We start from the raw sequence: 24,183 nt of genomic DNA on the forward strand, positions 1-24,183 counted from the left end.
TTTAGGGCTTTGATATATAAATAGTTAACGTTCTTAAGATTGTTTCGACCAAAATTGATAAAGCCTAGGTTGTGTTTCATCTTCGGTTTTTATCTGTGTAAATTGAAGGCCTTCTTGTTGTTCTGGTGCCTTTCTTAATGCTTTAGCAATGCTGGCTGTTGATAGTCCGTAAGGCTCGGCATCCTCATTAGAATAGGCATAAAAAATCTTAGAAATCCCCGCCATGCGCATAGCGGCAAGACACATTGGACAAGGTTGTCCACTGGCATAAACAATACAATCATCTAACTTTGTTCGCCCTAATACTTTACCAGCTTCCCGTAATGCTAATAATTCAGCATGGGCAGTGGGATCATTTGTCGTTACTATTTGATTGACTGCATTTGCAATTACTTGACCATTATTCACAATGACCGCGCCAAATGGCCTTCCCCCCACTTTCACATTGTCCATTGCCAGCGATATGGCTTGTTGTATAAATTGATTATCTGACATTATTTTGCCCCCGCTTTTTCAAGTATATTAACAATATTTGTGTAGCCTTTATCTTTAGCTAAGGTTAATGGTGTGTGGCCAGAGCCATCGGCGAGGTTAACGTTAGCTCCACCTTCAATAAGTAAAGTCACAATCTCTTCATATTTTTGGCTACCATCACCTAAAATAATAGCTTCGATTAAAGCCGTCCAACCTAAACGATTAATATGATCAACATCCACACCCGCATCAATTAATGTTTTTACCGTTTTTACATGTCCTCGCTCAGAAGCTGGAATTAATGCTGTTCCACCATAACGATTAACACTTTTAAGAGAAGCACCATGTGATAACGTTAATTCTAAGATCTCCTGCAACCCTCTCGCTCCCGAATAAAGATAAGGTGAATCTTGAATCGCATCACGAGCATTAACATCGGCACCTTGTTCAATCAGATATTTTGCAACCTCAATTTGGTTAGCATGTGTGGCAGCCATTAAAGGAGTGCGCAATTTTAGATCTCGTTGTTCTATATTAGCACCTTGTTCTATCTGACGTTTCAATTCAGATAAGTTTCCCTCTTGTGCCAATGTAACCAGATATGCTTTATCAGAATTAGCCATCACTTTAACCATAAAGATAGATGAAATTATTAATAAGCCTAAGAAGTATAAAAACCATTTGCTCTTTAAATAGAGAGTATTCATTCAATATCTCCTAGAAAATGCTAATTTTGACTTACTTAATTAGCATACTATTTAAACTCATAATTATATCTAACAAACTGATGACATTATTTCAACAAATCAACAGGTAATTAACTGCCTATCAAGTCATTTTTATACTTTTTTTACACTTCCCCTATCTCTTTTATCAACATCTTTACAGACCTTTAATTACGCTTACTGAATCTAAATAGATGAAGGATAGTTCTAATGTTGATATTTGGTGCTGTGACGTTAGTTGTTTTGCTCACTGCTTATCTTATCTATGTGTTATTTAACGCAGAGGCATTTTAAAAATGGCAACAACAATGTTGATATATCTTGCTGTTTTTCTGATCACATTATTTGTGATAGGGAAAATGCTTGGGCATTATTTAGCTCGCCTTATCGAAGGTGATTTACCTCATTGGATTACTCAAACTGAACATGTTATTTGGCGTTGCTGTGGTTTCAAGCCCGCAGGCAAAGCAATCCAACCGATGAACTGGTATCACTATATGCTCGCCCTAGTTATTTTTAATTTAATGGGCGCAATTCTATTATTTGTCATACTACTTAACCAAGGCTACTTACCTTTAAATCCTCAATTTGCCCCTAATATGAATTGGGATTTAGCGTTCAATACCACAATTAGCTTTGTCACAAATACTAATTGGCAAGCGTATAGCGGTGAAACGGCTGTCAGCTATTTAAGCCAAATGACGGGGCTTGCTGTGCAAAACTTCTTATCTGCAACAACAGGTATAGCTGTCGCTTTTGTTTTAATTAGAGCGCTAACACAGTCATCTTGTACTTCATTAGGCAATGCTTGGGTTGATATTGGACGCATTACATTATATGTCCTACTCCCTTTATCTATTATTTGGTCACTGTTATTTGTCAGCCAAGGTGTGATACAAAACTTTCACCCAGCACTATTAAGTCAAGGCCTTGATGGGCAACAACAATGGTTACCAATGGGGCCTGTTGCGTCTCAAGAAGCAATTAAGTTATTCGGCACAAATGGCGGTGGTTATTTTGCGGCAAACTCTGCACATCCTTATGAAAATCCAACTTCAGTAAGTAACTTCTTACAAATACTCGCTATTTTTCTTATTCCTACTGCCTTATGTTTTGCCTTTGGTCGTTTAAGTGGAACACAACGCCAAGGCCATACCTTGCTTTGGGCTATGACGTTAATTTTCATTGTTGCTGTTAGTGTGATCACTTGGGCTGAATGGCAAGGAAATCCCGAATTTATCTTTGCGGGTACAGATAGTTCGTTGAATATGGAAGGTAAAGAAACACGCTTTGGCATTATAGGTAGCGCTATTTTTGTTGCCGTCACAACAGCGGCATCTTGTGGTGCTGTTAATGCGATGCATGACTCACTAACAGCATTAGGTGGCATGGTACCAATGTGGTTAATGCAAACAGGCGAAGTAGTATTTGGCGGTGTAGGATCAGGATTTTACGGCATGATCCTCTATGTGTTATTAGCTGTATTTATCGCTGGATTAATGGTTGGTCGTGCGCCGGAATATCTCGGTAAAAAGATTGGTGTTGCTGAAATGAAATGGGTAGCTGTTGCCATTTTAATTTCTCCAGCCGTTGTTTTATTAGGTACAACTCTCGCTTTATTTACTGATGTTGGTCGTGAAGCCATTTTAAACCCAGGTCCTCATGGCTTTAGCGAAGTGTTATATGCTTTTACTTCTGCTGCGAACAATAACGGTAGTGCTTTTGCAGGACTCAATGTTAATTCACCTTTTTATAATCTGTTATTAGGTATCGCAATGCTCATTGGTCGCTTTGGTGTCATGTTACCTGTTTTAGCTATCGCAGGTAGTTTAGCCGTGAAAAAGCGTCAGCCAGAAAGCTTGGCAACACTCTCTACCACTTCACCGCTATTTATTTTGTTATTGATCCTCACGGTATTAATGATCGGCGCTTTGACTTTTGTTCCGGCATTAGCCCTTGGCCCTATTGCAGAACACTTACAGCTGTTTTGGGCGAAATAAGGAAACGTATCATGAAAACAACTCAACTATTTGATAAAAAAACCGTGATATCGGCTTTCTTTGATGCGATAAAAAAATGTACACCTCAAGCGCAATGGCGTAACCCGGTGATGTTTATTGTTTATGTTGGCGCGCTTTTAACGACCAGTATTTGGATTGCTTCATTATTAGGTTATTTCCCTGATGATAATCACTTTACTTTACAAGTAATGTTTTGGTTATGGGTAACATTGTTATTTGCCAATTTTGCTGAGTCATTAGCAGAAAGTCGAAGCAAAGCACAAGCTGCTAGCTTACGTGGCGCTAAACGACAATCTAAAGCAGTACGTTTACATCACGCTGACATCAATGCACCGAAAGAAACCGTTGATTCTTTCTCATTACATAAAGGTGATATTGTTTTAGTTAACGCGGGTGAAGTCATTCCTTGTGATGGTGAAGTCATAGAAGGTGGTGCCTCTGTTGATGAAAGTGCGATTACGGGCGAATCAGCACCCGTGATCCGTGAGTCAGGTGGTGATTTTTCTTCTGTGACTGGCGGTACTCGAGTATTGTCCGATTGGCTAATTATTCGCTGTACTGCTGAGGCAGGTAATTCATTTCTCGACCGCATGATTGGAATGGTAGAAGGTGCGAAGCGTAGAAAAACGCCGAATGAAGTTGCTTTAACTATCTTATTAACAGCCCTGACACTTATTTTCTTATTGGCGTGCGTTACTCTTTATCCATTCAGTGTGTTTGCTGTCGAATTTCAAGGGCATGGCGATATTATTTCAGTTGTCACTTTAATCGCTTTATTAGTGTGTCTTATTCCTACTACGATTGGCGGTTTACTTTCATCAATTGGTGTGGCAGGCATGAGCCGAATGCTTGATGCCAATGTGATTGCAACCAGTGGGCGAGCGGTTGAGGCCGCAGGTGATGTTGATGTCTTACTACTTGATAAAACAGGCACAATTACACTGGGTAATCGCCAAGCTTCTCGTTTTATCCCTCTTTCAGGTATTAGTGAAAAACAGCTCGCCGATGCGGCACAGCTAAGCTCACTTGCAGATGAAACGCCTGAAGGCAGAAGCATTGTGATCCTCGCTAAGCAGCGTTTTAATTTGCGCGAACGTGATTTAGCATCAATTGGAGCATCTTTTATTCCCTTTTCTGCAATGACAAGAATGAGCGGCGTTAATTTAGGAGAGCGCTTGATCCGCAAAGGCTCCGTTGATGCTATTCGTCGTCATATTGAAGTCAGTCACGGCCATTTCCCTGATGAAGTCACCGCGATAGTCGAACAAGTCGCCAGAACGGGTGGGACACCGCTGGTGGTAGTTGAAAATCAGAAAATCTTAGGTGTTGTTGAACTTAAAGATATTGTGAAAGGTGGAATTAAAGAGCGCTTTGCTCAACTTCGCCAAATGGGGATAAAAACCGTCATGATCACGGGTGATAATCATCTTACGGCGGCAGCTATCGCAGCAGAGTCTGGTGTAGATGATTTTCTGGCTGAAGCAACACCTGAGGCAAAATTAGCATTAATTCGTCAATATCAATCAGAAGGTCGATTAGTTGCAATGACAGGTGATGGTACTAATGATGCCCCTGCATTAGCACAAGCCGATGTTGCTGTTGCGATGAACTCAGGTACTCAAGCCGCCAAAGAAGCAGGCAATATGGTTGATTTAGACTCTAATCCAACAAAATTAATCGAAGTTGTACATATCGGTAAACAAATGCTAATGACACGAGGCGCTTTAACAACATTTAGTATTTCCAACGATATTGCTAAATACTTCGCTATTATTCCAGCTGCTTTTGCTGTCACCTATCCACAGCTCAACATGCTTAATATCATGAACTTACATTCACCCGCATCTGCAATGCTATCTGCGGTTATTTTTAACGCCTTAATTATTATCTTTTTGATCCCTCTTGCTCTTAAAGGTGTTCATTATCGTCCTGTCTCTGCGCACTCATTATTACGTCGTAACCTCTCTTTATACGGGATCAGTGGATTATTAGTCCCTTTTATTGGCATTAAAATCATCGATATGATCTTAGCGTTTATTGGGTTTTAAGGAGTTCTATATGCATCTATTTCGTTCATCATTAGTGATGTTATTATTACTCACACTAATAACCGGACTCGCTTATCCTTTGTTTGTTACAGGATTAGCCAACCTTATTTTTCCATGGCAAGCGAACGGCTCACTGATTTATCAAGATAATAAACTTATTGGTTCTGAGTTGATTGGGCAACAATTTACGCGGAATGATTATTTTAAAAGTCGCCCATCAATGACATCCGAAATGCCCTATAACAGCATGGCATCAGGTGCCAGCCAACTAGCAACATCAAATCCATTATTACTTAATGAGGTAACTCAACGTATTCAAATATGGAAGAAAGCAACGCATAATCAACATGTTGTTCCTGTTGATTTAGTCACAGCATCAGGAAGTGGACTTGATCCTCATATTTCATTACAAGCAGCTTATTATCAAATTGAAAATATTGCTTATTCTCGCCAACTCACTAAAAATGAAATTGAGCAGTTAATAAAAGACAATACAACATCACCGCTGATGTCATTTATGGGTGACCCTGTTGTAAATGTATTTATGCTAAATCAAGCACTTGATAAATTAAGTGCAGAAAAGCAGCAAAAAGTGAGTACTCAATAAAATGGAACTCGATCAGCAATGGCAACGCCCTTCTCCTGATGATTTACTCGCTTCAACGCGAACAACAACTCGTGGGCGTTTAAAAATATTTTTTGGTGCCTGTGCAGGTGTAGGGAAAACTTACGCCATGTTACAAGAAGCTCAACGTCTCCATCAGCAAGGTATTGATGTCCTTGCTGGTGTTGTTGAAACGCACCAAAGGCAAGAAACGGCTGCGTTACTGCACGGATTACCTTTATTACCACTACAACGTATTCACCATCACGGTAGAAAGCTTGTCGCGTTTGATTTAGATGCCGCATTAGCTAGGCATCCGGCGGTGATCTTAATGGATGAACTGGCATTTAGTAATCCTCATAAATGCCGACATCCTAAGCGCTGGCAAGATGTGGAAGAACTATTGGATGCAGGTATTGATGTACTTGCCACAATAAATGTACAACACATTGAAAGTCTTAATGATATCGTCGGGAGTATTACAGGAATTCGTGTCCAAGAGACGATCCCTGACTATATTTTCGATAGTGCTGATGAAGTGGTTATGGTGGATTTACCACCTGATGATCTACAACAACGTTTACATGAAGGCAAAGTCTATCTAGCTGGACAAGCAGAACGTGCGATTGAACACTTTTTTCGTAAAGGTAATTTAATCGCACTACGAGAATTAGCCTTACGCCGTATGGCAGATAGAGTTGATACACAAGTTAAAGAGTTTCGAGATAGCCAAGGAACGGCCCCTGTTTGGCACACCACAGATAGTCTGATGGTTTGTCTCGGCGCTCATGGCGGTAACGACAAATTAGTTCGCACGGCAGCGCGTTATGCTGCCGCCTTTGGTTGCCAATGGCATGCTATTTATGTTGAAACGCCTAAGCTTCATCAAATTGGAGAGCATAAACGCCGAGCTATCTTACACTCTCTAAAATTAGCACAACATCTAGGTGCGAGAACGGCGATCCTTTCTGATAACCAAGCTGAAAAGGCCGTGATCCGTTACGCCAGAGAGCATAATCTTGGAAAAGTGGTTATTGGTCAACGTGCTTACCAAAAATGGCAATGGTTAAAACGCTGGATACGGATGCGTTTTGCAGAAAAATTAGCGCGTTATGCACCTGATCTCCATGTTATCAGTGTCGCCCTCAATGATGAGGACATACGTTATAAAACCAAAACAGCACCACTACAAAATGATAAATGGCGACAAGAGATAAAAGGTTATTTTACAGCGATTGGATTATGTTTAGCGATCACCTTATTCTCACGCACATTTCTATTAGCACTTGATAAAGCCAATTTAGTCACACTCTATTTGTTGGGTGTTGTATTAATTGCACTCTTTTTTGGTCGTCGCCCTTCTATTTTTGCGGCATTAATTAATGTTATTAGTTTTGACCTGTTTTTTGTACAGCCTCACTTTTCGCTCGCTGTACTCGATATGCAGTATTTGGTCACTTTTACAGTGATGCTTATTGTCGGATTAGTGGTTGGTAATTTAACTGCGGGTATGCGTTATCAAACCCGCGTCGCCCGTTATCGAGAACAGCGCACTCGCCACTTATTTGAAATGACGAGAGAACTGGGTCGAGCGGTAACGTTACAAGAAATTGTTCGCACTAGTTATCATTTTTTATCAAGTGCCTTTGATGCCAAAGTGTGTTTATTACTACCCAACAAACAAGGTGAATTAACACCTTTTCATGCACAAGGCATGGGGCTTTTACCTATCGATAATGCCATTGCACGCTGGTGTTGTGATAAAGATCAAATTGCTGGTGCAGGCACAGATACTCTACCAAGTGTGCCTTACCAATTACATCCTATTACCGCCTCTCAACAAGTTTTAGCTATTTTAGCGATTGAACCGAATAATCTTCGTCAACTACTTATCCCGGAGCAACAGCAGCTATTGCAAACTTTTAATGGTTTAATTGCTAATGCCCTTGAGCGATTACAACAGGCTGAAATTGCAGAACAATCTCGAATTAATATCGAAAGAGAGCAATTAAGAAATGCATTATTAGCCGCACTTTCTCATGATTTAAAAACACCGCTTACTGTGCTTTTTGGACAATCAGAGATTTTGCTTCTCGATTTAAGTGCTGAAGGTTCATCCCATACAGAGCAAGTTAACCAAATTCGACAGCAGATCCTGACAACCTCACGGTTAGTCAATAATTTACTGGATATGGCACGTATTCAATCCGGTGGCATTCAAGTGAATTTACAATGGAATTCGCTACAAGAAATAACGGGAAGTGCCATTCGTTCTCTCTCTTATTTACTTGATAAACATCCATTACAAATTGATATTTCTGCTGATTTATTGCTTTATTGCGATGGTAATTTAATTGAACGAGTTATCACGAACTTACTTGAAAATGCAGTGAAATATACGACATCAAACACAAAAGTTGGAGTAAAAGCCTATATTGATGTCGCTAAAATTCATGTTGAAGTATGGGATGAGGGGCATGGGATCCCAACCGACCAACTACAACTTATTTTTAATAAATTTTCACGTGCAGTAAAAGAATCCGCAATTCCTGGTGTTGGATTAGGTTTAGCCATATGTAGCGCCATTATTCACTTACATGAAGGTGAAATTTGGGCTGAAAACAATAAAAAAGGTGGAGCAAGCTTCCACTTTGTTTTACCTTTAAAATCACTCCCTGATATTGATGAGATTGAAATAAAACAGTGACTCCATATAACATTTTAATTATTGAAGATGAAAAAGAGATTTTACGCTTTGTTCGGCTAGCTTTAGAGAACGAAGGATTTCGTGTTTATGAAGCCAATGAATGCCAACGAGGATTAATTGAAGCCGCATCAAGAAAACCTGATTTAGTTATTCTTGATCTTGGTTTGCCAGACAAAGATGGTCTCTGTTTTATTCAAGATTTTCGCCAATGGAGTAGTACACCCGTTATCGTACTTTCAGCACGAGATTCAGAGCAAGATAAAGTGAAAGCACTTGATGCAGGAGCGGATGATTATCTGACGAAACCTTTTGGTATTAGTGAACTACTCGCCAGAATCAGAGCATCACTACGCCGTTTTGTTAAACAAGAAACACAAAGTACACAATTTACTTTTGGTGATATTACGATTGATTGGGTTAATCGTATTGTTACTCGTCAAAATGAACCCATTCATTTAACGCCGACAGAATTTCGTTTACTAAGTGAATTAGTTAATAACAGTGGTAAAGTACTTACTCAACGGCATTTAATGCAACATGTTTGGGGGCCTAATTTCGTTGAACATAGTCACTATTTGCGCATTTATATGGGACATTTACGCCAAAAACTAGAAACCGATCCCGCATGTCCGCTGCATTTTATGACAGAAACAGGGATCGGCTATCGATTTATGCCTTAACTAAACTCAAAATCCCACCACAAGTGACATTTGAGTACATTGATCAACTCTTGCCACTACTCATGGCAGGAGATTCAAAAAAGGTAATTGAACCTCCTGACCATCAAGTAAATGCTAATCTACAATTTCAACGATAGCCGCACCCACCTTGGTATCATCCGAGTTAGTTACATTAACTCTGTAGTAGTAAAATGATCGTTCGGGTGCTTGAACGATAATCGTGTCATTGGGTTCAACCCAATATGTGGTATCGGGATAAAAAACATGTGACGGTGGTGCCCAGTAATTCACAACTTCTAATTTCGTTTCACCATTATTAGTCACAATTACACTTTTAGTAACTGTTGGAATGATAGGCTCAGCATCGTCCCATACTGTAACTGTTTCCAAAGGTTGAATAACATAATTAGTCGACATAACGCACCTCCTTAACTGTTTTTATATAGACTGCTGACATATTGCATCGCAAGTTCATTATTATATATTGCTGAAATCGCTATCCCGCACATTTGATGGCCAGATGATTGTATATATCCTGCAACATCAGAGACCACATACATGGAGTTAATTGAAAATGGGCTGACTAAAGTGACTTCTTGCATAGGGTCATCATCAGGATGCTGACCTGCTACCATTGTATTATTAAGATTAGTGGTGAACTCAATTTGTGAAACAAAAGAGTCCGCTCTCACAGACACCTGATTAATGAACTCACCACCCTCAACATTAATACTCATGGTGTTTTGTCCAACATTGAATGAGTCATTGTTATTTGGCGTCATACCCATTTCATATTGTTCATCAGATCCACTACAGGTAAACATTAACCCAGTAGTTCGATGTGACACTGACAAGTCTGTATAAACATCGATAAAATTAATATAGCCATCTGGATAAGATGTTGGCTCCTGATATAAAGATCCCAGGATGTTTGTAGAAGGCATCATTGAGTTATCAGCTACTTCAGCAAATGCCATAGGCACTGAGAAATTTTGCCCGTCTAGGCTTATAAGCTTATAGAAAGATCCAGCTGCCATGACTGGAACGTAGTAATTTTCCAGCGGTGCAGGAGCATTATAGTCGTCATAATCCCCTGACCATAGTTCATTAAATAAAGACACGCTTGTTTCATAATATAACTTAACACTAAAGTAGGTCTGTATGTTGTTAAGATAAGTACTGCCTATTGCCGAATTTATTGGAGATAAATAACTCTTGGCGCTTTGAACATCTTTTTGAAGCAATGACTTTAATTGATTAACTTGATCTTGACTTAATCTTAAATGATTAGAGTATTTAATCCCTTCAAGATATAAGGCAATTTTTAAATTCACAGCGGCGACAAAAAGTGGAGCAAATGCATATTTGAAATTAGTCCCTTCTATTTTGAAGTTTTCTTCAATTCCAATTATATCTACAACCACTGTCATCAGTTCAGGGCCCGCAGTATCATACTGGGCATTAATTAACTGGTCATTGATAAATGATACTTTATCCTGAAGCTCGTTTACTGCGGCCACAAGGCGATTCCAGTCGTCCTCTTGAATATCTTCATTAATAAGGCTTTGCACTTCCTGTTTAATTGTACTCCATATATCTTCCTTATCTGTTGGCCATAAAAGGCCAAAAATGGTGCTTAGTACACCTCCAATCACTGGGATCTGACTGATACCATAATGTATTATCGAACCGATATCAGATAAACCATCATTAAGCTTAAGTGTAGATGACATATTTAGCCTCTTAAATTATAGCAATGATAAAAAAAACAGAATAAGTGACTTAATGTGTTTTCTCTCAATTAGTTTCCGCCCTTACCAGAAACTAATAAATCAAAAACCAATAAGAAAATCTTATCTTTTATAGTGCAGATGTATATGACTTTTCAAAGGGAAATGTAATAAATCTAACGCAAGGCAAGGTTTCGCAATTATTTCCTTATGTTTCAGTGACTTTTCCTAAAAATAGTCTATGCTTTTTTCAGGCAATCTCTTAGCATTAAGGTGTCATCAAGGGCGCTGTTGGTTAGCCAAAAAACCACCATCATTTTACAGTTCTCTTTGAGTATCACAGATTGACCTTCAATTGTTGCATCACCATTAGGTTATGATTCTAAGCATATATATCCGACTGTATGTCTATTATTTGATAAAACACCATCAGGATTAAAAACAAAATGCTATTTACTTCTACCTATTGTTAAACCAGTATTATTGTCTAAAAAACGTTGATGCCCAAATAACAAATTATAATTTATCTCTAATGGGTTTCACATCCATTATATCTATGCCAATTTTTTCTTCCTTATTAAATTTCCTTTCTCTTATTGCTTTTTTTAATAATTTCATTATTCTCATAAAATTAGCCTTATTAAAAAAACATATAAACTATGTCATTCAAGTAATGGATAAAATCCTTTATTAATTAATTTTAATTAACGCCTTACCTTAAATAGATTATTTACCTTCGTGAATATTATTTATTGAAATATCATCATTGAAATATCATCGTTAAGTAAAAAACACCAACCTTAGATAATTAAATTAATAAAAAACCTATTCCCTTCTATATTTAATAATAGAAGAAAATAGGTTAATTTATCGATTAATATTTAAATTTATTAGGCCATAGCCGAAATGGTTTTTCTAAAACGTAATAAAGCTAATAAAAAAAACACCGAGCCAATAACAATTAAGATAATGAATTGAGGCCACACAATTGAGAAGTCAGCACCACGATATAAAATAGCCTGAGCTAAGCTAACAAAGTGTGTAGTTGGCATTGTTTGCATAACATCCTGAACAAACTGAGGCATACTTTCCCGCGATGTCATCCCTCCTGATAACATATTCAATGGCAATAATACCATAATCATCAATAATCCAAATTGAGGCATTGAACGAGCCATTGTTCCTAAAAAAATACCTATCGAGGTTGTTGCAAATAAGCTTAAAGCAACACCACACATAAACAGTAGAACAGAGCCTTCAATAGGAACATGAAGTAAAGATTTCACGACTAATACCAGTGACATAGCTGATGCCAATAATACAACCAATCCCATTGACCATATCTTAGAGAGCATTATTTCAAAGGGAGTAACTGGCATAACCAGTAAGTGCTCAATAGTGCCATGCTCTCGTTCTCTTATTAATGCAGCTCCTGTTAATACTATCGATAACATAGTGATATTATTGATAATTGCCATAACAGAACCAAACCAAGATTGTGTCAGATTCGGGTTAAAACTCATCCTAACTTCCAAATCAACTGGCAGTGGATCATTGGTTCTATTTTTCGCTAAAAAGGTTTTCGCTTCACCCATTATAATGTTTTGAATATAACTATTACCTAAGAAAGCTTGGCTCATTCTCGTTGCATCAATATTAACTTGTATTTCCGGCTTTCGACCCGCTAAAAGATCACGCTGAAAATTAGGCGGGATATCAAGTGCAAAGGTATAAGTACCTCTATCTAACAAACCATCAATTTGCTCAGGCGTAATATCGGCTGGAGGTAAGAAATAAGGCATATAAAAACTATTTACAATACGTGCGGATAGCTGAGATTTGTCCTGATCAGCAACGGCAATCGGCGCATGATGTAACGAACCGGGTGTAACAGTCGCAGATGAGTAAATTGACACAGTAAAAGCAAATACAATTAATGCCAGCATCGCTTTATCACGAGAGAGACTGCGCAGTTCTTTTACGCCTAAATTAAACACATTTTGAATTGTGCGCCACATTTAAGCCTCCTGCTTTTTCAAGAAAAAGATACTCAATCCAATAACAATTGGAATAGTGATAAGCATAGGAATAAAAGACCAAGGTAAATCAAAAAGGTTTAATCCCTTAGAGAATGTCCCTCTTGTGATAGTTAAAAAGTGAGATGTAGGATAAATATGCCCTATCCATTTACCTATGCCTTCCAGTGATGAAACAGGGTCAATCATTCCTGAAAATTGTGTTGCTGGAATTAAGGTAATAATTGAAGTACCAAAAATAGCGGCAATCTGACTTTTCATAAAGCAAGAAATAAGTAATCCCATTCCTGTAGCAATAGTGATATAGAGTAATGCACCTAAAGAAAGCGTTAACATACTTCCTTTAAAACTCACCCCAAACACAAAGACAGAAAGCGCGCAGAGCATAAAGAAGTTAAACATACCCAATAAGATATAAGGAAATTGCTTGCCTAACAAAAACTCTGCTTTAGTGACAGGTGTAACATAAAGATTGATAATAGAACCAAGCTCTTTTTCACGAACCACACTCAACGCACTTAACATTGCGGGGATCATCATTAATAAAAGAGGAATAACAGCAGGTACAATTGCAGGTAAACTTTTTACATCAGGATTATAGCGATAGCGGGTTTCTATATTAATGGGTGATAATTTATCAACTACATTAGTTGGTTGGCGCATAGCCATATCAAGCATCCATGTTAAATGCATTGCCTGAATATAACCGCGAACTGTTTCAGCCCGATTAGGCATTGCGCCATCAATCCAAACACCTATTTTTACAGTATGACCTTTAGCAATATCCCGAGCAAAGTTAGGCGGAATTTCAATCGCAACCGTAATATCTCCACTACGGAGTCTCCGTTCAAGTTGGTCATAATCTGTAATTGGTGCTTTTTCAATAAAGTAACGAGAGCCAGAAAGGTTTTGGCTATATGCCTGACTTAACCCTGTTTGATCTCGATCCATAATACCAAAGCGTAAATTTTCAACATCCAAACTAATACCGTAACCCATAATAAACATCAGGATCACCGTACCTAATAGTGCTAAAGTAAGACGCACAGGATCTCGGCGTAACTCCATACCTTCACGAATACTATAACTAAATAGACGTCGTAGGCTAAAGCGCTGTTTTAACGCTTTTTCTGCACTTTCATCACTAGATGCAGGAAGTTGTAGGCTTTTTTCATTAAGTTCAGAAGCTTCTTGTTCACCCGATGCCTTTTTAAGGTAATCAATAAAGACTTCTTCAAGTGTATCAAATTGGCTATTTTTAACTAAATTTGCCGGTGTATCTGTGACTAATACTTTACCAGCATGCATTAGTGACATTCTGTCACAACGTGCCGCTTCATTCATAAAGTGAGTTGAGATAAAAATAGTGACACCGTCACGTCTAGATAGGTCAACCATCAAGTTCCAAAACATATCTCGCGCAATGGGGTCAACCCCTGAAGTCGGTTCATCCAATATCAGCATTTCAGGTTTATGGATAACAGCAACTGCGAGTGACAAACGCTGACGAATACCTAATGGCAACCCATCGGGCATCATTTCTTCAACATCAGTTAAATTAAAACGCTCACTCATTTCCTTAACACGTTGAGGAATTTCTTCTTCTGGAATATGAAAAAGCTTGGCGTGTAATTCAAGATTCTGTCGTACAGTCAATTCACTATAAAGTGAAAATGCTTGAGACATATAGCCAACACGGCGACGAGTTTCAATATCTTTAGGATCAACTTCTTGACCAAATAACCAAGCCCGCCCTTCGCTCGCTTCAAGTAAACCTGTCAGCATTTTCATTGTGGTTGATTTACCACAACCATTCGATCCTAAAAACCCAAAAATTTCTCCTTTAGGGATACGGAAGCTTACGTGGTCTACTGCAACAAATTGCCCAAAACGCATAGTTAAATCTTGCGCTTCAATAGCGATGGTATCATCATCACTTTTATCTCTTGGTGGAATAATCACTTTTTGGTGATCTTTCTTTTTCTCTTCTGGCAATAATTCGATAAAGGCAGCTTCTAGTTCATCAGTATGTGTTTGGGCTTTTAATTCATCAGCATGGCCTGTTGCTAATATTTTTCCTGCATCCATCGCAACCAACCAGTCAAAACGCTCAGCTTCTTCCATATAAGCGGTCGCAACTAACACGCTCATATTTTTTTGACGCTTACGTATACGGTTAATTAATTCCCAAAATTGCGCTCGCGATAATGGGTCAACGCCAGTAGTCGGTTCATCAAGAATAAGTAATTCTGGATCATGAATAAGTGCACAACATAAACCCAATTTTTGTTTCATTCCCCCAGAAAGTTTACCCGCCGGTCTATCACGGAATGGGGCTAAACCAGTACTTTCAAGTAAATCATTTATGCGTTCTGCCCGCTCTTGTTTTGATTGACCAAATAAACGGCCAAAAAAATCAACATTTTCAAAAACAGAAAGCGTGTGATAAAGGTTTTTACCTAATCCTTGAGGCATATAGGCAATACGAGGACAGACAGCTCTTCGGTGTTCAACATCATTCATATCACCGTTTAACACAATTACTTGCCCAGTTTGGATTTCTCTCGCACCAGAAATAAGCGAGATCAAGCTCGATTTCCCTACGCCATCTGGGCCAATTAACCCGACCATTTTCCCAGCAGGAATAGCCAATGTCACATCATCAAGCGCTTTGGTATCGCCATAATGTTGGGATACATGAGTCAATTCAATGATATGAGAATGACTTTTCGTTCTCATTGTTTGACTCATTGTGGTAATTTCACCTCTAAATCAGTTGGCCAAGATTGGTTGTTATCTAAGCGAATATAAGCACGACCTGGTAAACCTGTTTTTACATATTCAAGATGTTTTTCAAGTAATTCAGGTGAAATACGCGCTCTTACACGGAACATAAGTTTTAATCGTTCATTATCAGTTTCAACGGTTTTCGGTGTAAATTGAGCGACACTAGCAACGTAGGTTGTTTTTGCAGGAATAACAATATGAGGGGCTGCATCTAGAATAATGTGAACGTCACTTCCTAATGCCGCTTTACCGGCAGCTTCTGTTGGTAAAAAGAAAGTCATATAAACATCACTTAAATCAACCATATTTAATACACGGCCGCCAGCACCTAAAACTTCACCAGGCTCTGCGACACGGTATTGAACTCGACCATTACGCGGTGCTTTTAAAATACTGTCATCCAATTCTGCCAAAATGCGTCTTTCGGTTGCCGTTGCTGCATCTACTTTTGTGTTAGCTTGAATGATCCCCGCTTTAGCCGATTCTATTGCTGCAATAGTGGCGGTTTCTTGAGCTTTAGCTGCTTCAACTGCAGCCCTTGCTCCTTCTGTTCTTGCTATATCATCATCTAATTGTTGAATAGAAATAGCATTAGTTTTTACTAATGCACGAGAACGATTAAGTCTTTTTTGTGCAGCATCAAGCTCAGCAATACGTTGACGAACAACGGCTTGGGCTGCAAGTTGTTCACTTTTACGCTGTGATAATGCAGATTGTGCAGTGACCACACTACTTTTTGCTTGGTTTAATTGGGCTTGAACTTCATGAAGTTGTTCTTTTAGTGTTCGAGTATCCATGTTTGCCAACACGTCCCCCGCTTTAACAAAATCTCCTTCTTGAACTAAAATAGAGTCTATTCTTCCTGGACTTTTCGTTGAAATATCAATTTCTGTTGCTTCTATTCTCCCATTACTTTGAGCAAATCCTGAAGGGAGTGTTGGTGTTTGAGATTTCCACCAAAAAATTCCCGCGGCAACAACCACGACAATAATAATGCTATAAACAAAAAAACGACTCTTGTTTTGATTTTTCATATAAATTATTTAACCTTCCTTTAGTCATAAAAGAACACCAAAAATATGTTTATCCACTGTATGTAAGAAAATAGTTAAATAATGAGACGTATTAATTTTTATTTTATATCTATTTAAAAATAGTTCATTTGTGTTGATAAAGCTAACGAACTCACTATAAAAAAATAAAATATTAAATGCTAACCTTATGAATTATAAATATTATGTTATTATAATAGAGCTTTAACTCAAATTAATGTAGTACTTTTATCACAGAATCCATTATCCCTTTTTGATTATTCGAGGAAACACACAAATTGTATATAGAAAACCAAATTTAGTTACATTAAAATACAGATGAAACAATAACAAAACGTTATAAAAGATAAATCAATATTAAAGATTACTTAGCTTTTTGATAAACATTTCAATACAAAATAGATTTATTTCCCTATTTAACATTATTAAAAATTTATTTATTGTACAATTGAGTAAATTTTATTTTTTTAAATTTAATCATATAAAATAAAAACAAAAAATAAAAACAACAATATTATTTTGTTTTTTAAAAAAATATTATTAACTACATTTTATATTTATTCCCTTCATTAAACCAAGAAACACAAAAAGAACACAACGTATTGATTATCATTTTAAAATGATAAAAAAGCAGGCTATAACACACGATAAATTAAAAAGAAAATTAAGTGTTCAGACCACTTATGTCTTAAACTTTTTATATAGTGATTATTGCAGTTAGTTATCAAAGTACATAGATGTAATTAATTAGAGTTTAAGATCAAGATCGTAAAATCCATATGATAATACCGCGTTAATTTTAATTAAAAAAGAAGGGTTATATATGAATAATATTAAGTATAAACTCGCCACAATGACACTTTGCACCCTATTTACTACCTCTGTTTTTTCAAATAACGCTCCTCCTATTCGCCTTGTCATTCATGGTGGTGCTGGGACAATCACTAAAGACACCATCACGCCAGAACAAGAAAAAGAATATAAAGAAAAACTAACTGAAGCACTAAATGCTGGATATGCTGTTCTAAATAGTGGAGGAACCAGTATAGAAGCGGTTCAAAAATCGATTAATATCATGGAAGATTCACCATTATTTAATGCGGGGAAAGGCGCCGTTTTTACCCATGATGGTCGTAATGAACTTGATGCTTCTATTATGGATGGTAAAACCCGTAAAGCTGGCGCTGTTGCAGGTGTAACTACGGTTAAAAATCCAATTAATGCCGCCATAGCTGTGATGGAAAAAAGCCCACATGTTATGATGGTTTCTACTGGTGCTGATCATTTTGCTAAAGAACAAGGGCTTACTATTGTTGATCCGTCCTATTTTAGAACTGAACATCGTTGGCAACAGCTTCAAAAAGCAATAGAAAAAGAACAAGTCGTTTTAGACCATGATGGTAAAACGGTTGCTCTTTTTGTTGATCCTATGATGTATGATTATAAATATGGCACCGTTGGTGCAGTTGCTCTTGACCAACATGGCAACTTAGCAGCGGGAACTTCTACGGGAGGAATGACAAACAAGCGTTATGGCCGAGTTGGTGATTCCCCAATTATTGGGGCAGGTAATTATGCTGATAATGAAACTGTTGCTGTATCTGCAACAGGATCTGGTGAAATGTTTATCAGAACATTAACTGCCTTCAATATCGCAGCCCAAGTTAAATATAAAAATTTACCTTTAGAAGAAGCTGCTCAAAATGCACTTGATGAAGTTAAAGCGATCAATGGTAGTGGTGGTGTTATCGTATTAGATAAAACAGGTAACTACACAATGAGTTTTAATTCTGAAGGTATGTATCGTGGCACAATTGGTAATGATGGAAAACCTGTTGTCGCAATTTATAAAGAGTAATTTAACTAACCATTGATTATTTCGCACCCATTTTTACTGTTATCTTCATTATTTTTAAGTCGATAAAAGGTGAAAATCTTGGGTGCGAAAACGATCTAAACGCCTTTTATCCCTTCTTATTCCCTACTCTTTTTCTTAACACTATTTACCCTATTTTTTCATTAATCTAATTTGACTGTTATTCGCACTAAAAAAGCTCATACAACAACCTTACTGACGATAAAACAAACAAGATCGTCTCTACTTATTAAAATGATCCTTTGAAAAAGTAGCTTTTTTCTTTTTTGGATCTGTTAGAATATTCATCATGGTTATGTTGATTTAATAAGGAAATAGCAGTGGAATTTCACCACGACGATCAGGACTTAACACCTGAAACATCGCTAGTCTTGCCTGAAAAACAAGCATTATTGGATTTGAATGCAACATTCACCTCGCCCGCTCATACTAATCCAGCAATGGCCTATTTAATGAGTTTAGGTTCAAAACGTAGTCGTCAAACAATGGGATCATTTCTAACTATTGTTGCTAAGATGATCGGTTTTTCTTCTCTTAAAAATTGCCAATGGGGAGCTCTTCGTCGCCATCATATTCAAGCTATTATTGATATGTTATCTGATGCCAATAAAGCCCCTGCCACTATCAATACTTATCTTGCAGCATTAAAAGGTGTTGCTTTAGAAGCTTGGGCAATGAAACAAATGGATACTGAAAGTTATCAGCATATCCGCCAAGTTAAATCTGTAAGAGGAAGTCGATTACCTAAAGGCCGAGCACTCACTAGCAATGAAATTCGTGCTTTATTTAGAAGTTGTGAAAAAGACAATTCATCGAAAGGCTTAAGAGATGCCGCAATATTAAGTGTGTTATTAGGTTGTGGATTACGTCGTTCAGAAATAGTGGCACTTAATTACGAGCATATTCAATTTCGCGATCAAGCTTTTCTTGTTAGAGGTAAAGGTAATAAAGAACGAATGTCTTATATGCCTGATGATACTTGGGATCGCGTTCAATTATGGATTAATGAAATAAGAGGCACGCAAGATGGCCCTCTTTTCACTCGTATACGTCGATTCGATGATGTCACTGATGAACGGATCACTGATCAGGCCATTTACTATATTTTGGAAAATCGACAACAAGAAAGTTGTATTGATAAATTTGCTCCTCATGATCTAAGAAGAACATTTGCCTCTGCAATGCTTGATAACGGTGAAGATATTGTCACAGTAAAAGATGCCATGGGACATGCTAGTATTATGACGACTCAACGTTATGATAGGCGTGGAGATGATCGTTTAAGAAAAGCCGCGAGACATTTACGTTTTTAAATTTTATTTCCAAATATCGTATTATCAAAAATAGCTATTTTGATAATACTTCTTAAAAATCCCTAATTATCGGTTTCCGTTCATAATTAGGGATTTTTATTGCTTACTTTTTATCTGAACGGTGGCTCATTAAATGTTCTTAATTTACGAGAGTGTAAATTACTCTCTTCTTGTTTAAGTAATTCAATAGCTTGAATACCAATTTGCAGGTGTTCGGATACAGCCCCTTCATAAAAATGATTAGCCTGACCTGGTAATTTTATTTCACCATGCAATGGTTTATCTGATACACACAATAAAGTGCCATAAGGAACCCGAAAACGATAACCTTGTGCAGCAATTGTGGCACTTTCCATATCAACAGCGACAGCGCGACTTAAGTTAAATCTTCTTGCTGAAACCGAAAAACGTAATTCCCAGTTGCGATCATCCGTTGTAACAACAGTTCCTGTTCTTAATCTTTGTTTTATTTCATGCCCCGGCTTACCACTGATCATTTTCGTCGCATCATAAAGTGCACGTTGTACTTCAGCAATATTAGGGATAGGAATATCAGGAGGTAAAATGTCATCTAAAATATGATCATCGCGTAAATAAGCATGAGCCAAAACATAATCACCAAGTTGTTGGCTTTCACGTAATCCACCACAATGACCAATCATTAACCAAACATGAGGACGTAAAACAGCTAGGTGATCACAAATTGTCTTAGCATTTGAAGGGCCAACACCAATATTAACTAATGTTATTCCGGGACCTTCTTTAGCTATTAAATGATAGGCTGGCATTTGATATTTCTTCCAAGTTAAATCAGATATTAACTTTTCAGGATCAACAGTTTCTGCTGTAATTCGCTGAAACCCAGCACAGGAAAGTGCACAATATGGACTATTTTCATCCGCAACTTGATCGCAAGCCCAACGAACAAATTCATCAACATAACGATTATAATTCGTATATAAAATATAGGGTTGAACGTCTTCAGGTAATGTACCTGTATAATGTTTTAAACGCGCTAATGAGAAATCAGTACGTAACGCATCAAAATGAGAAAGTGGCAACATTTCCCTATCACAAATTAAACCATCAGTAATTTCATCACCGATTTTAGATAAATCAGTTGTTGGAAAATATTTTGCTAAAGAGGCACTCATCTTTCTATCAAAACCAATACCTGTTCCATCGATCACAAAAGGATAAGGAATTTCTTGTTTTGAAGCGGTTACTTCAAAAGTAGCATGATAAGCATCAGTAATAAATTGAAGTTGTTCTGATAAGTAATTCTCAAATAAGGCAGGATTAGTAATTGTGGTAGAATAATGACCTGATTTTGATAATCGACCATAAGCGCGTGTTTTATCTTCTATTTTAACTTCACCATACCAATGTACAGTTAATTGAGGATAAGCAAATATACCTTCAGCTCTTTGTTTTATATCTGGTAATTTTCCATCTTGGGCAAAATCAATAATTGCATTGCGTAAAGCATCAACCGCATTTTGATATTGTTGTTTTAATTGATTAATAATTTTTTGAATCTCTGGATCATGAGGTTGTGACATAAAAGAGCCTCTTGCTTATTATTGGTTTGTCTACATGATAGCAAGAAGCTCTGTTTAGCCCAATAGTCAATATTTCAAGATCGCATATTCATATTTGCTTTTATTATCGAGAATAAGTGTTTTATTTTCAAAATCATATTCGAAAATTAATTTTGTATGATCTTCTAACGTAATTTTATTTCCGACTAATAATAACTCTGAAAGACTAGTGTCAAGTTCAGTAACCTTCAAATATTTATCCAATGAAAATGGCTTTCCTACAAGCTCCTCAGTAACGAGGTTAACTAAATTATAGTGTTGTTCGTTAACATATGCTAACTCTGTATTTATTAAATTCTTTATGTTTTCTATATTATTAGTACTTTTATCTTGTAATGATTTTTTATTTTCTATTTCAATTCTTATTTTATTTTTACTATCCTCTTTTATAACATTTATTGTTGTTTTTCCTGAATAAGGAACATTAATTAATCCTGCAAATGGGTCTTGTTCTATCAAATATGATTTAAATTCAAGAATTCCTTTTTGATATAATAATGAGTAGATTATTTCCTTATCATTTTCATCCAAGTTTGTAAATTCATTCTTTAATTTTTCAAATTCCATTTCTTTGAATTTTATCTCATCTAAACCTTGTGTTTTATTTTCTAGGTCAGCAATTGGAATAGTATTAATACTCAAGTTCATCCTTGATAGATCTTTAAATAATTCAAGTTCTATTTTTTCCAATAGATTATTATGTATTGATTTGTCTATTTCTTTTTCTTCATTTTCAATCAGATTTTTTAATTTATATGGAAATAGATCACAATCAAATTTGGATTCTTTATACAATTTATTTTTTAATATATAATCTCTATTGAAATTACTCTCACCCTTGAATCTATCAATATTATCTTTTATTAATCCAATGATAATTTCTTTTTTAATTTTATCATTTTCGTTATCTTTCACATCGATTTTTAAAAATTTATTTATAGCATCAATAAGTAAATCATTAAACCCATTCTTTTTCAATGCTATGATTATGTCCGCGATTAATTTTATCCCTTGAAATCCATCCTCATTAATATTATATGAAAACTCTATTTTTTCATCATTGTGAGTTTCATTCAAAAGAATAGAAAAAGTTACCCTATCTTCTTCTTTTTCAATGAAAAATTTCTCTTTATACAAATCAGATGAAAAATTCATTAATTGACAAAATCCTTTTATTTTATCCAATGCAGTTGTTTCAAGATTAAAAAAAGTATCTTTAATTAATAAAATAACAGTCACTTCTTGTCCAATACCAAACCAGTTTTTTATTTTTTCCCATAACGTTCGTGCCATTAATGGATCATCTGCATTTTTTATCTTCTCTATTCTGCAACGGGAAATTGAGACACCATTGATTTCCATAATTTTTATACCTAAGTCTAAATTTATCAAATTTAAAATATCAAGAAATAAAATTTATGATATAAAAAAAATACCATTTGATTTTAAAAGTACTTTTTTAATAACGAGAATTTTTCTATGGTAATAAAAAACTTAAAATAATAGGTAATGTAATCGAAGCAAATATCGTTTGAGAAGTAATGATTCCCGCCATAAGTTTAGAATCCCCACCTAATTGTCTAGTTAGAATATAAGAAGTAGGTGCCGTTGGTATCGAAAAAAATATAACCAAAAGCATCATGACTAACGGAGATAAAGCTAAAAAATAAGCAACGCTATATGCTACTATCGGCACAATAAGCAAACGAGTAACTGTATTTACTCCAATCATTTTACTTTCAGCTTTTAGCGTCGAAAGATGTAATGCAGCACCTATACAAATAAGCCCCAAAGGTAAACTGGTTGCGGCTAATAACTTCAAAAACTGATCGCTACCAAAAGGAAGCCCAACGCCTGACAGATTTATTATGATCCCCATAACACAAGATATGATTAAAGGGTTTTTTATGATAGGTACTATTAGTTGACGCAATGTCACATTTTGCCCTGCGGTTAAACAAAGTACTGAAGTGACATTTGATAGAGGAACTAGTGTTGCTAATATCAAGGCGGCTATTCCTAATCCTTCAACACCAAATAAATCAGCGACAATAGCTAAACCTAAATAAGTGTTAAATCGAATATTGCCTTGAACGATCGCACCAAAACGGCCAGCTGACCAGCCTGTTATTTTTTTTAAAATAATACACAAGAGAGTGACAATAATGACTACAGAAAAAATAGCTCCAGCAAGATGAGGTAATTGAGGATCAGATAAAGGTGCATTTGCTAAACTATTGAGCAATAAGGCAGGAAAAAGTAAAAAATAGTTAAGCTTTTCAGCCCCTACCCAAAATGCGGGTTCAAATGTTTTATTTTTTCTTAAAATTGCACCGAGCCCAATTAACGCAAATAACGGCCATAACGTTAATAACACATTTTGCATAGTCTTTATCCTAGAGATATCGTGATACTTTACAATATCGCAACATCATGCGGATTGCTATTTTATGTTATTAATATAAAAACTAATTCAAAAAATGATAACAATAAATTTATATCGCATTTTAAGAATAGCTTTTTTATTCT

Annotated in this window: 17 protein-coding genes; 7 read left to right on the forward strand and 10 right to left on the reverse strand. The window is 36.5% G+C overall.

What is annotated here, in order from left to right:
* Window positions 1–33: 33 nt before the first annotated feature.
* Window positions 34–495: a nucleoside deaminase gene (locus DK861_RS13555; protein WP_109400460.1), complete on the reverse strand. Its 462-nt coding sequence runs from the start codon at window positions 493–495 to the stop codon at window positions 34–36.
* Window positions 495–1,181: an ankyrin repeat domain-containing protein gene (locus DK861_RS13560; RefSeq protein WP_109400461.1), complete on the reverse strand. Its 687-nt coding sequence runs from the start codon at window positions 1,179–1,181 to the stop codon at window positions 495–497. Before DK861_RS13560 ends, DK861_RS13555 begins: the two co-directional genes overlap by 1 nt.
* Before the next feature lie 314 nt (window positions 1,182–1,495).
* On the opposite strand from DK861_RS13560, the gene kdpA reads away from it, so the two are divergent.
* The 5 genes from kdpA to kdpE are packed head-to-tail and all read left to right on the forward strand — an operon-like array spanning window position 1,496 to window position 9,259.
* On the forward strand, window positions 1,496–3,199 hold the full coding sequence (kdpA, locus tag DK861_RS13570) for a potassium-transporting ATPase subunit KdpA (protein WP_109400462.1): 1,704 nt from the start codon (window positions 1,496–1,498) through the stop codon (window positions 3,197–3,199).
* Window positions 3,200–3,210: 11 nt separating this feature from the next.
* Window positions 3,211–5,268, forward strand: coding sequence for a potassium-transporting ATPase subunit KdpB (gene kdpB / locus DK861_RS13575; protein ID WP_109400463.1), 2,058 nt, complete (start codon window positions 3,211–3,213; stop codon window positions 5,266–5,268).
* 10 nt (window positions 5,269–5,278) lie between these two features.
* On the forward strand, window positions 5,279–5,875 hold the full coding sequence (kdpC, locus tag DK861_RS13580; RefSeq protein ID WP_109400464.1) for a potassium-transporting ATPase subunit KdpC: 597 nt from the start codon (window positions 5,279–5,281) through the stop codon (window positions 5,873–5,875).
* A gap of 1 nt (window position 5,876) precedes the next feature.
* Window positions 5,877–8,579, forward strand: a complete 2,703-nt coding sequence (gene kdpD / locus DK861_RS13585) for a two-component system sensor histidine kinase KdpD (RefSeq protein WP_109400465.1) — start codon at window positions 5,877–5,879, stop codon at window positions 8,577–8,579.
* Window positions 8,576–9,259: a two-component system response regulator KdpE gene (gene kdpE, locus DK861_RS13590; RefSeq protein ID WP_109400466.1), complete on the forward strand. Its 684-nt coding sequence runs from the start codon at window positions 8,576–8,578 to the stop codon at window positions 9,257–9,259. The genes kdpD and kdpE overlap by 4 nt, the downstream gene beginning before the upstream one ends.
* Window positions 9,260–9,373: 114 nt before the next feature.
* Here the strand turns inward: kdpE and DK861_RS13595 are convergent, their stop codons facing one another.
* From DK861_RS13595 to DK861_RS13615, 5 genes are all read right to left on the reverse strand, one after another.
* On the reverse strand, window positions 9,374–9,676 hold the full coding sequence (locus tag DK861_RS13595) for a hypothetical protein (protein WP_006536752.1): 303 nt from the start codon (window positions 9,674–9,676) through the stop codon (window positions 9,374–9,376).
* A gap of 11 nt (window positions 9,677–9,687) precedes the next feature.
* Window positions 9,688–10,992, reverse strand: a complete 1,305-nt coding sequence (locus DK861_RS13600) for an insecticidal delta-endotoxin Cry8Ea1 family protein (protein WP_109400467.1) — start codon at window positions 10,990–10,992, stop codon at window positions 9,688–9,690.
* An 887-nt stretch (window positions 10,993–11,879) separates the two neighbouring features.
* Entirely contained in the window at window positions 11,880–13,007 is a 1,128-nt protein-coding gene (locus DK861_RS13605) for an ABC transporter permease (RefSeq protein WP_109400468.1), read from the reverse strand.
* Window positions 13,008–15,764, reverse strand: a complete 2,757-nt coding sequence (gene rbbA, locus DK861_RS13610; protein WP_072064234.1) for a ribosome-associated ATPase/putative transporter RbbA — start codon at window positions 15,762–15,764, stop codon at window positions 13,008–13,010.
* An 8-nt stretch (window positions 15,765–15,772) separates the two neighbouring features.
* Complete coding sequence (locus DK861_RS13615) at window positions 15,773–16,846, reverse strand: HlyD family efflux transporter periplasmic adaptor subunit (protein ID WP_072063968.1); 1,074 nt, start codon at window positions 16,844–16,846, stop codon at window positions 15,773–15,775.
* Window positions 16,847–17,687: 841 nt separating this feature from the next.
* On the opposite strand from DK861_RS13615, the gene DK861_RS13620 reads away from it, so the two are divergent.
* Together DK861_RS13620 and DK861_RS13625 are read left to right on the forward strand one after the other, a co-directional pair.
* Window positions 17,688–18,722 carry an isoaspartyl peptidase/L-asparaginase gene (locus DK861_RS13620; RefSeq protein WP_109400469.1) on the forward strand — a complete coding sequence of 345 codons (1,035 nt, stop codon included), beginning with the start codon at window positions 17,688–17,690 and terminating at the stop codon, window positions 18,720–18,722.
* 338 nt (window positions 18,723–19,060) lie between these two features.
* Entirely contained in the window at window positions 19,061–20,053 is a 993-nt protein-coding gene (locus DK861_RS13625; RefSeq protein WP_109400470.1) for a tyrosine-type recombinase/integrase, read from the forward strand.
* 110 nt (window positions 20,054–20,163) lie between these two features.
* On the opposite strand, the gene DK861_RS13630 is transcribed toward DK861_RS13625, so the two are convergent.
* From DK861_RS13630 to DK861_RS13640, 3 genes are all read right to left on the reverse strand, one after another.
* Entirely contained in the window at window positions 20,164–21,615 is a 1,452-nt protein-coding gene (locus tag DK861_RS13630) for an AMP nucleosidase (RefSeq protein WP_109400471.1), read from the reverse strand.
* Between the two features lie 66 nt (window positions 21,616–21,681).
* A complete protein-coding gene (locus DK861_RS13635) occupies window positions 21,682–23,016 on the reverse strand; it encodes a hypothetical protein (protein WP_109400472.1) in 1,335 nt (444 codons plus the stop codon).
* A 115-nt stretch (window positions 23,017–23,131) separates the two neighbouring features.
* The gene (locus tag DK861_RS13640) at window positions 23,132–24,040 is read right to left on the reverse strand and encodes an AEC family transporter (protein ID WP_109400473.1); all 909 of its coding nucleotides are present in this window, start codon (window positions 24,038–24,040) and stop codon (window positions 23,132–23,134) included.
* Window positions 24,041–24,183 lie beyond the last annotated feature (143 nt).

Origin of the sequence: Proteus sp. TJ1640 (assembly GCF_003144445.1) — a bacterium.
Taxonomy (GTDB): Bacteria; Pseudomonadota; Gammaproteobacteria; order Enterobacterales; family Enterobacteriaceae; genus Proteus; species Proteus penneri.

Coding starts and splice junctions, on each gene's coding strand:
- DK861_RS13620 (WP_109400469.1), top strand. CDS start 17,688: ATGAATAATATTAAGTATAAACTCGCCACAATGACACTTTGCACCCTA.
- kdpA (WP_109400462.1), top strand. CDS start 1,496: ATGGCAACAACAATGTTGATATATCTTGCTGTTTTTCTGATCACATTA.
- kdpB (WP_109400463.1), top strand. CDS start 3,211: ATGAAAACAACTCAACTATTTGATAAAAAAACCGTGATATCGGCTTTC.
- DK861_RS13555 (WP_109400460.1), bottom strand. CDS start 495: ATGTCAGATAATCAATTTATACAACAAGCCATATCGCTGGCAATGGAC.
- kdpC (WP_109400464.1), top strand. CDS start 5,279: ATGCATCTATTTCGTTCATCATTAGTGATGTTATTATTACTCACACTA.
- rbbA (WP_072064234.1), bottom strand. CDS start 15,764: ATGAGAACGAAAAGTCATTCTCATATCATTGAATTGACTCATGTATCC.
- DK861_RS13605 (WP_109400468.1), bottom strand. CDS start 13,007: ATGTGGCGCACAATTCAAAATGTGTTTAATTTAGGCGTAAAAGAACTG.
- DK861_RS13635 (WP_109400472.1), bottom strand. CDS start 23,016: ATGGAAATCAATGGTGTCTCAATTTCCCGTTGCAGAATAGAGAAGATA.
- DK861_RS13600 (WP_109400467.1), bottom strand. CDS start 10,992: ATGTCATCTACACTTAAGCTTAATGATGGTTTATCTGATATCGGTTCG.
- DK861_RS13595 (WP_006536752.1), bottom strand. CDS start 9,676: ATGTCGACTAATTATGTTATTCAACCTTTGGAAACAGTTACAGTATGG.
- DK861_RS13640 (WP_109400473.1), bottom strand. CDS start 24,040: ATGCAAAATGTGTTATTAACGTTATGGCCGTTATTTGCGTTAATTGGG.
- DK861_RS13615 (WP_072063968.1), bottom strand. CDS start 16,846: ATGAAAAATCAAAACAAGAGTCGTTTTTTTGTTTATAGCATTATTATT.
- DK861_RS13630 (WP_109400471.1), bottom strand. CDS start 21,615: ATGTCACAACCTCATGATCCAGAGATTCAAAAAATTATTAATCAATTA.
- DK861_RS13560 (WP_109400461.1), bottom strand. CDS start 1,181: ATGAATACTCTCTATTTAAAGAGCAAATGGTTTTTATACTTCTTAGGC.
- kdpD (WP_109400465.1), top strand. CDS start 5,877: ATGGAACTCGATCAGCAATGGCAACGCCCTTCTCCTGATGATTTACTC.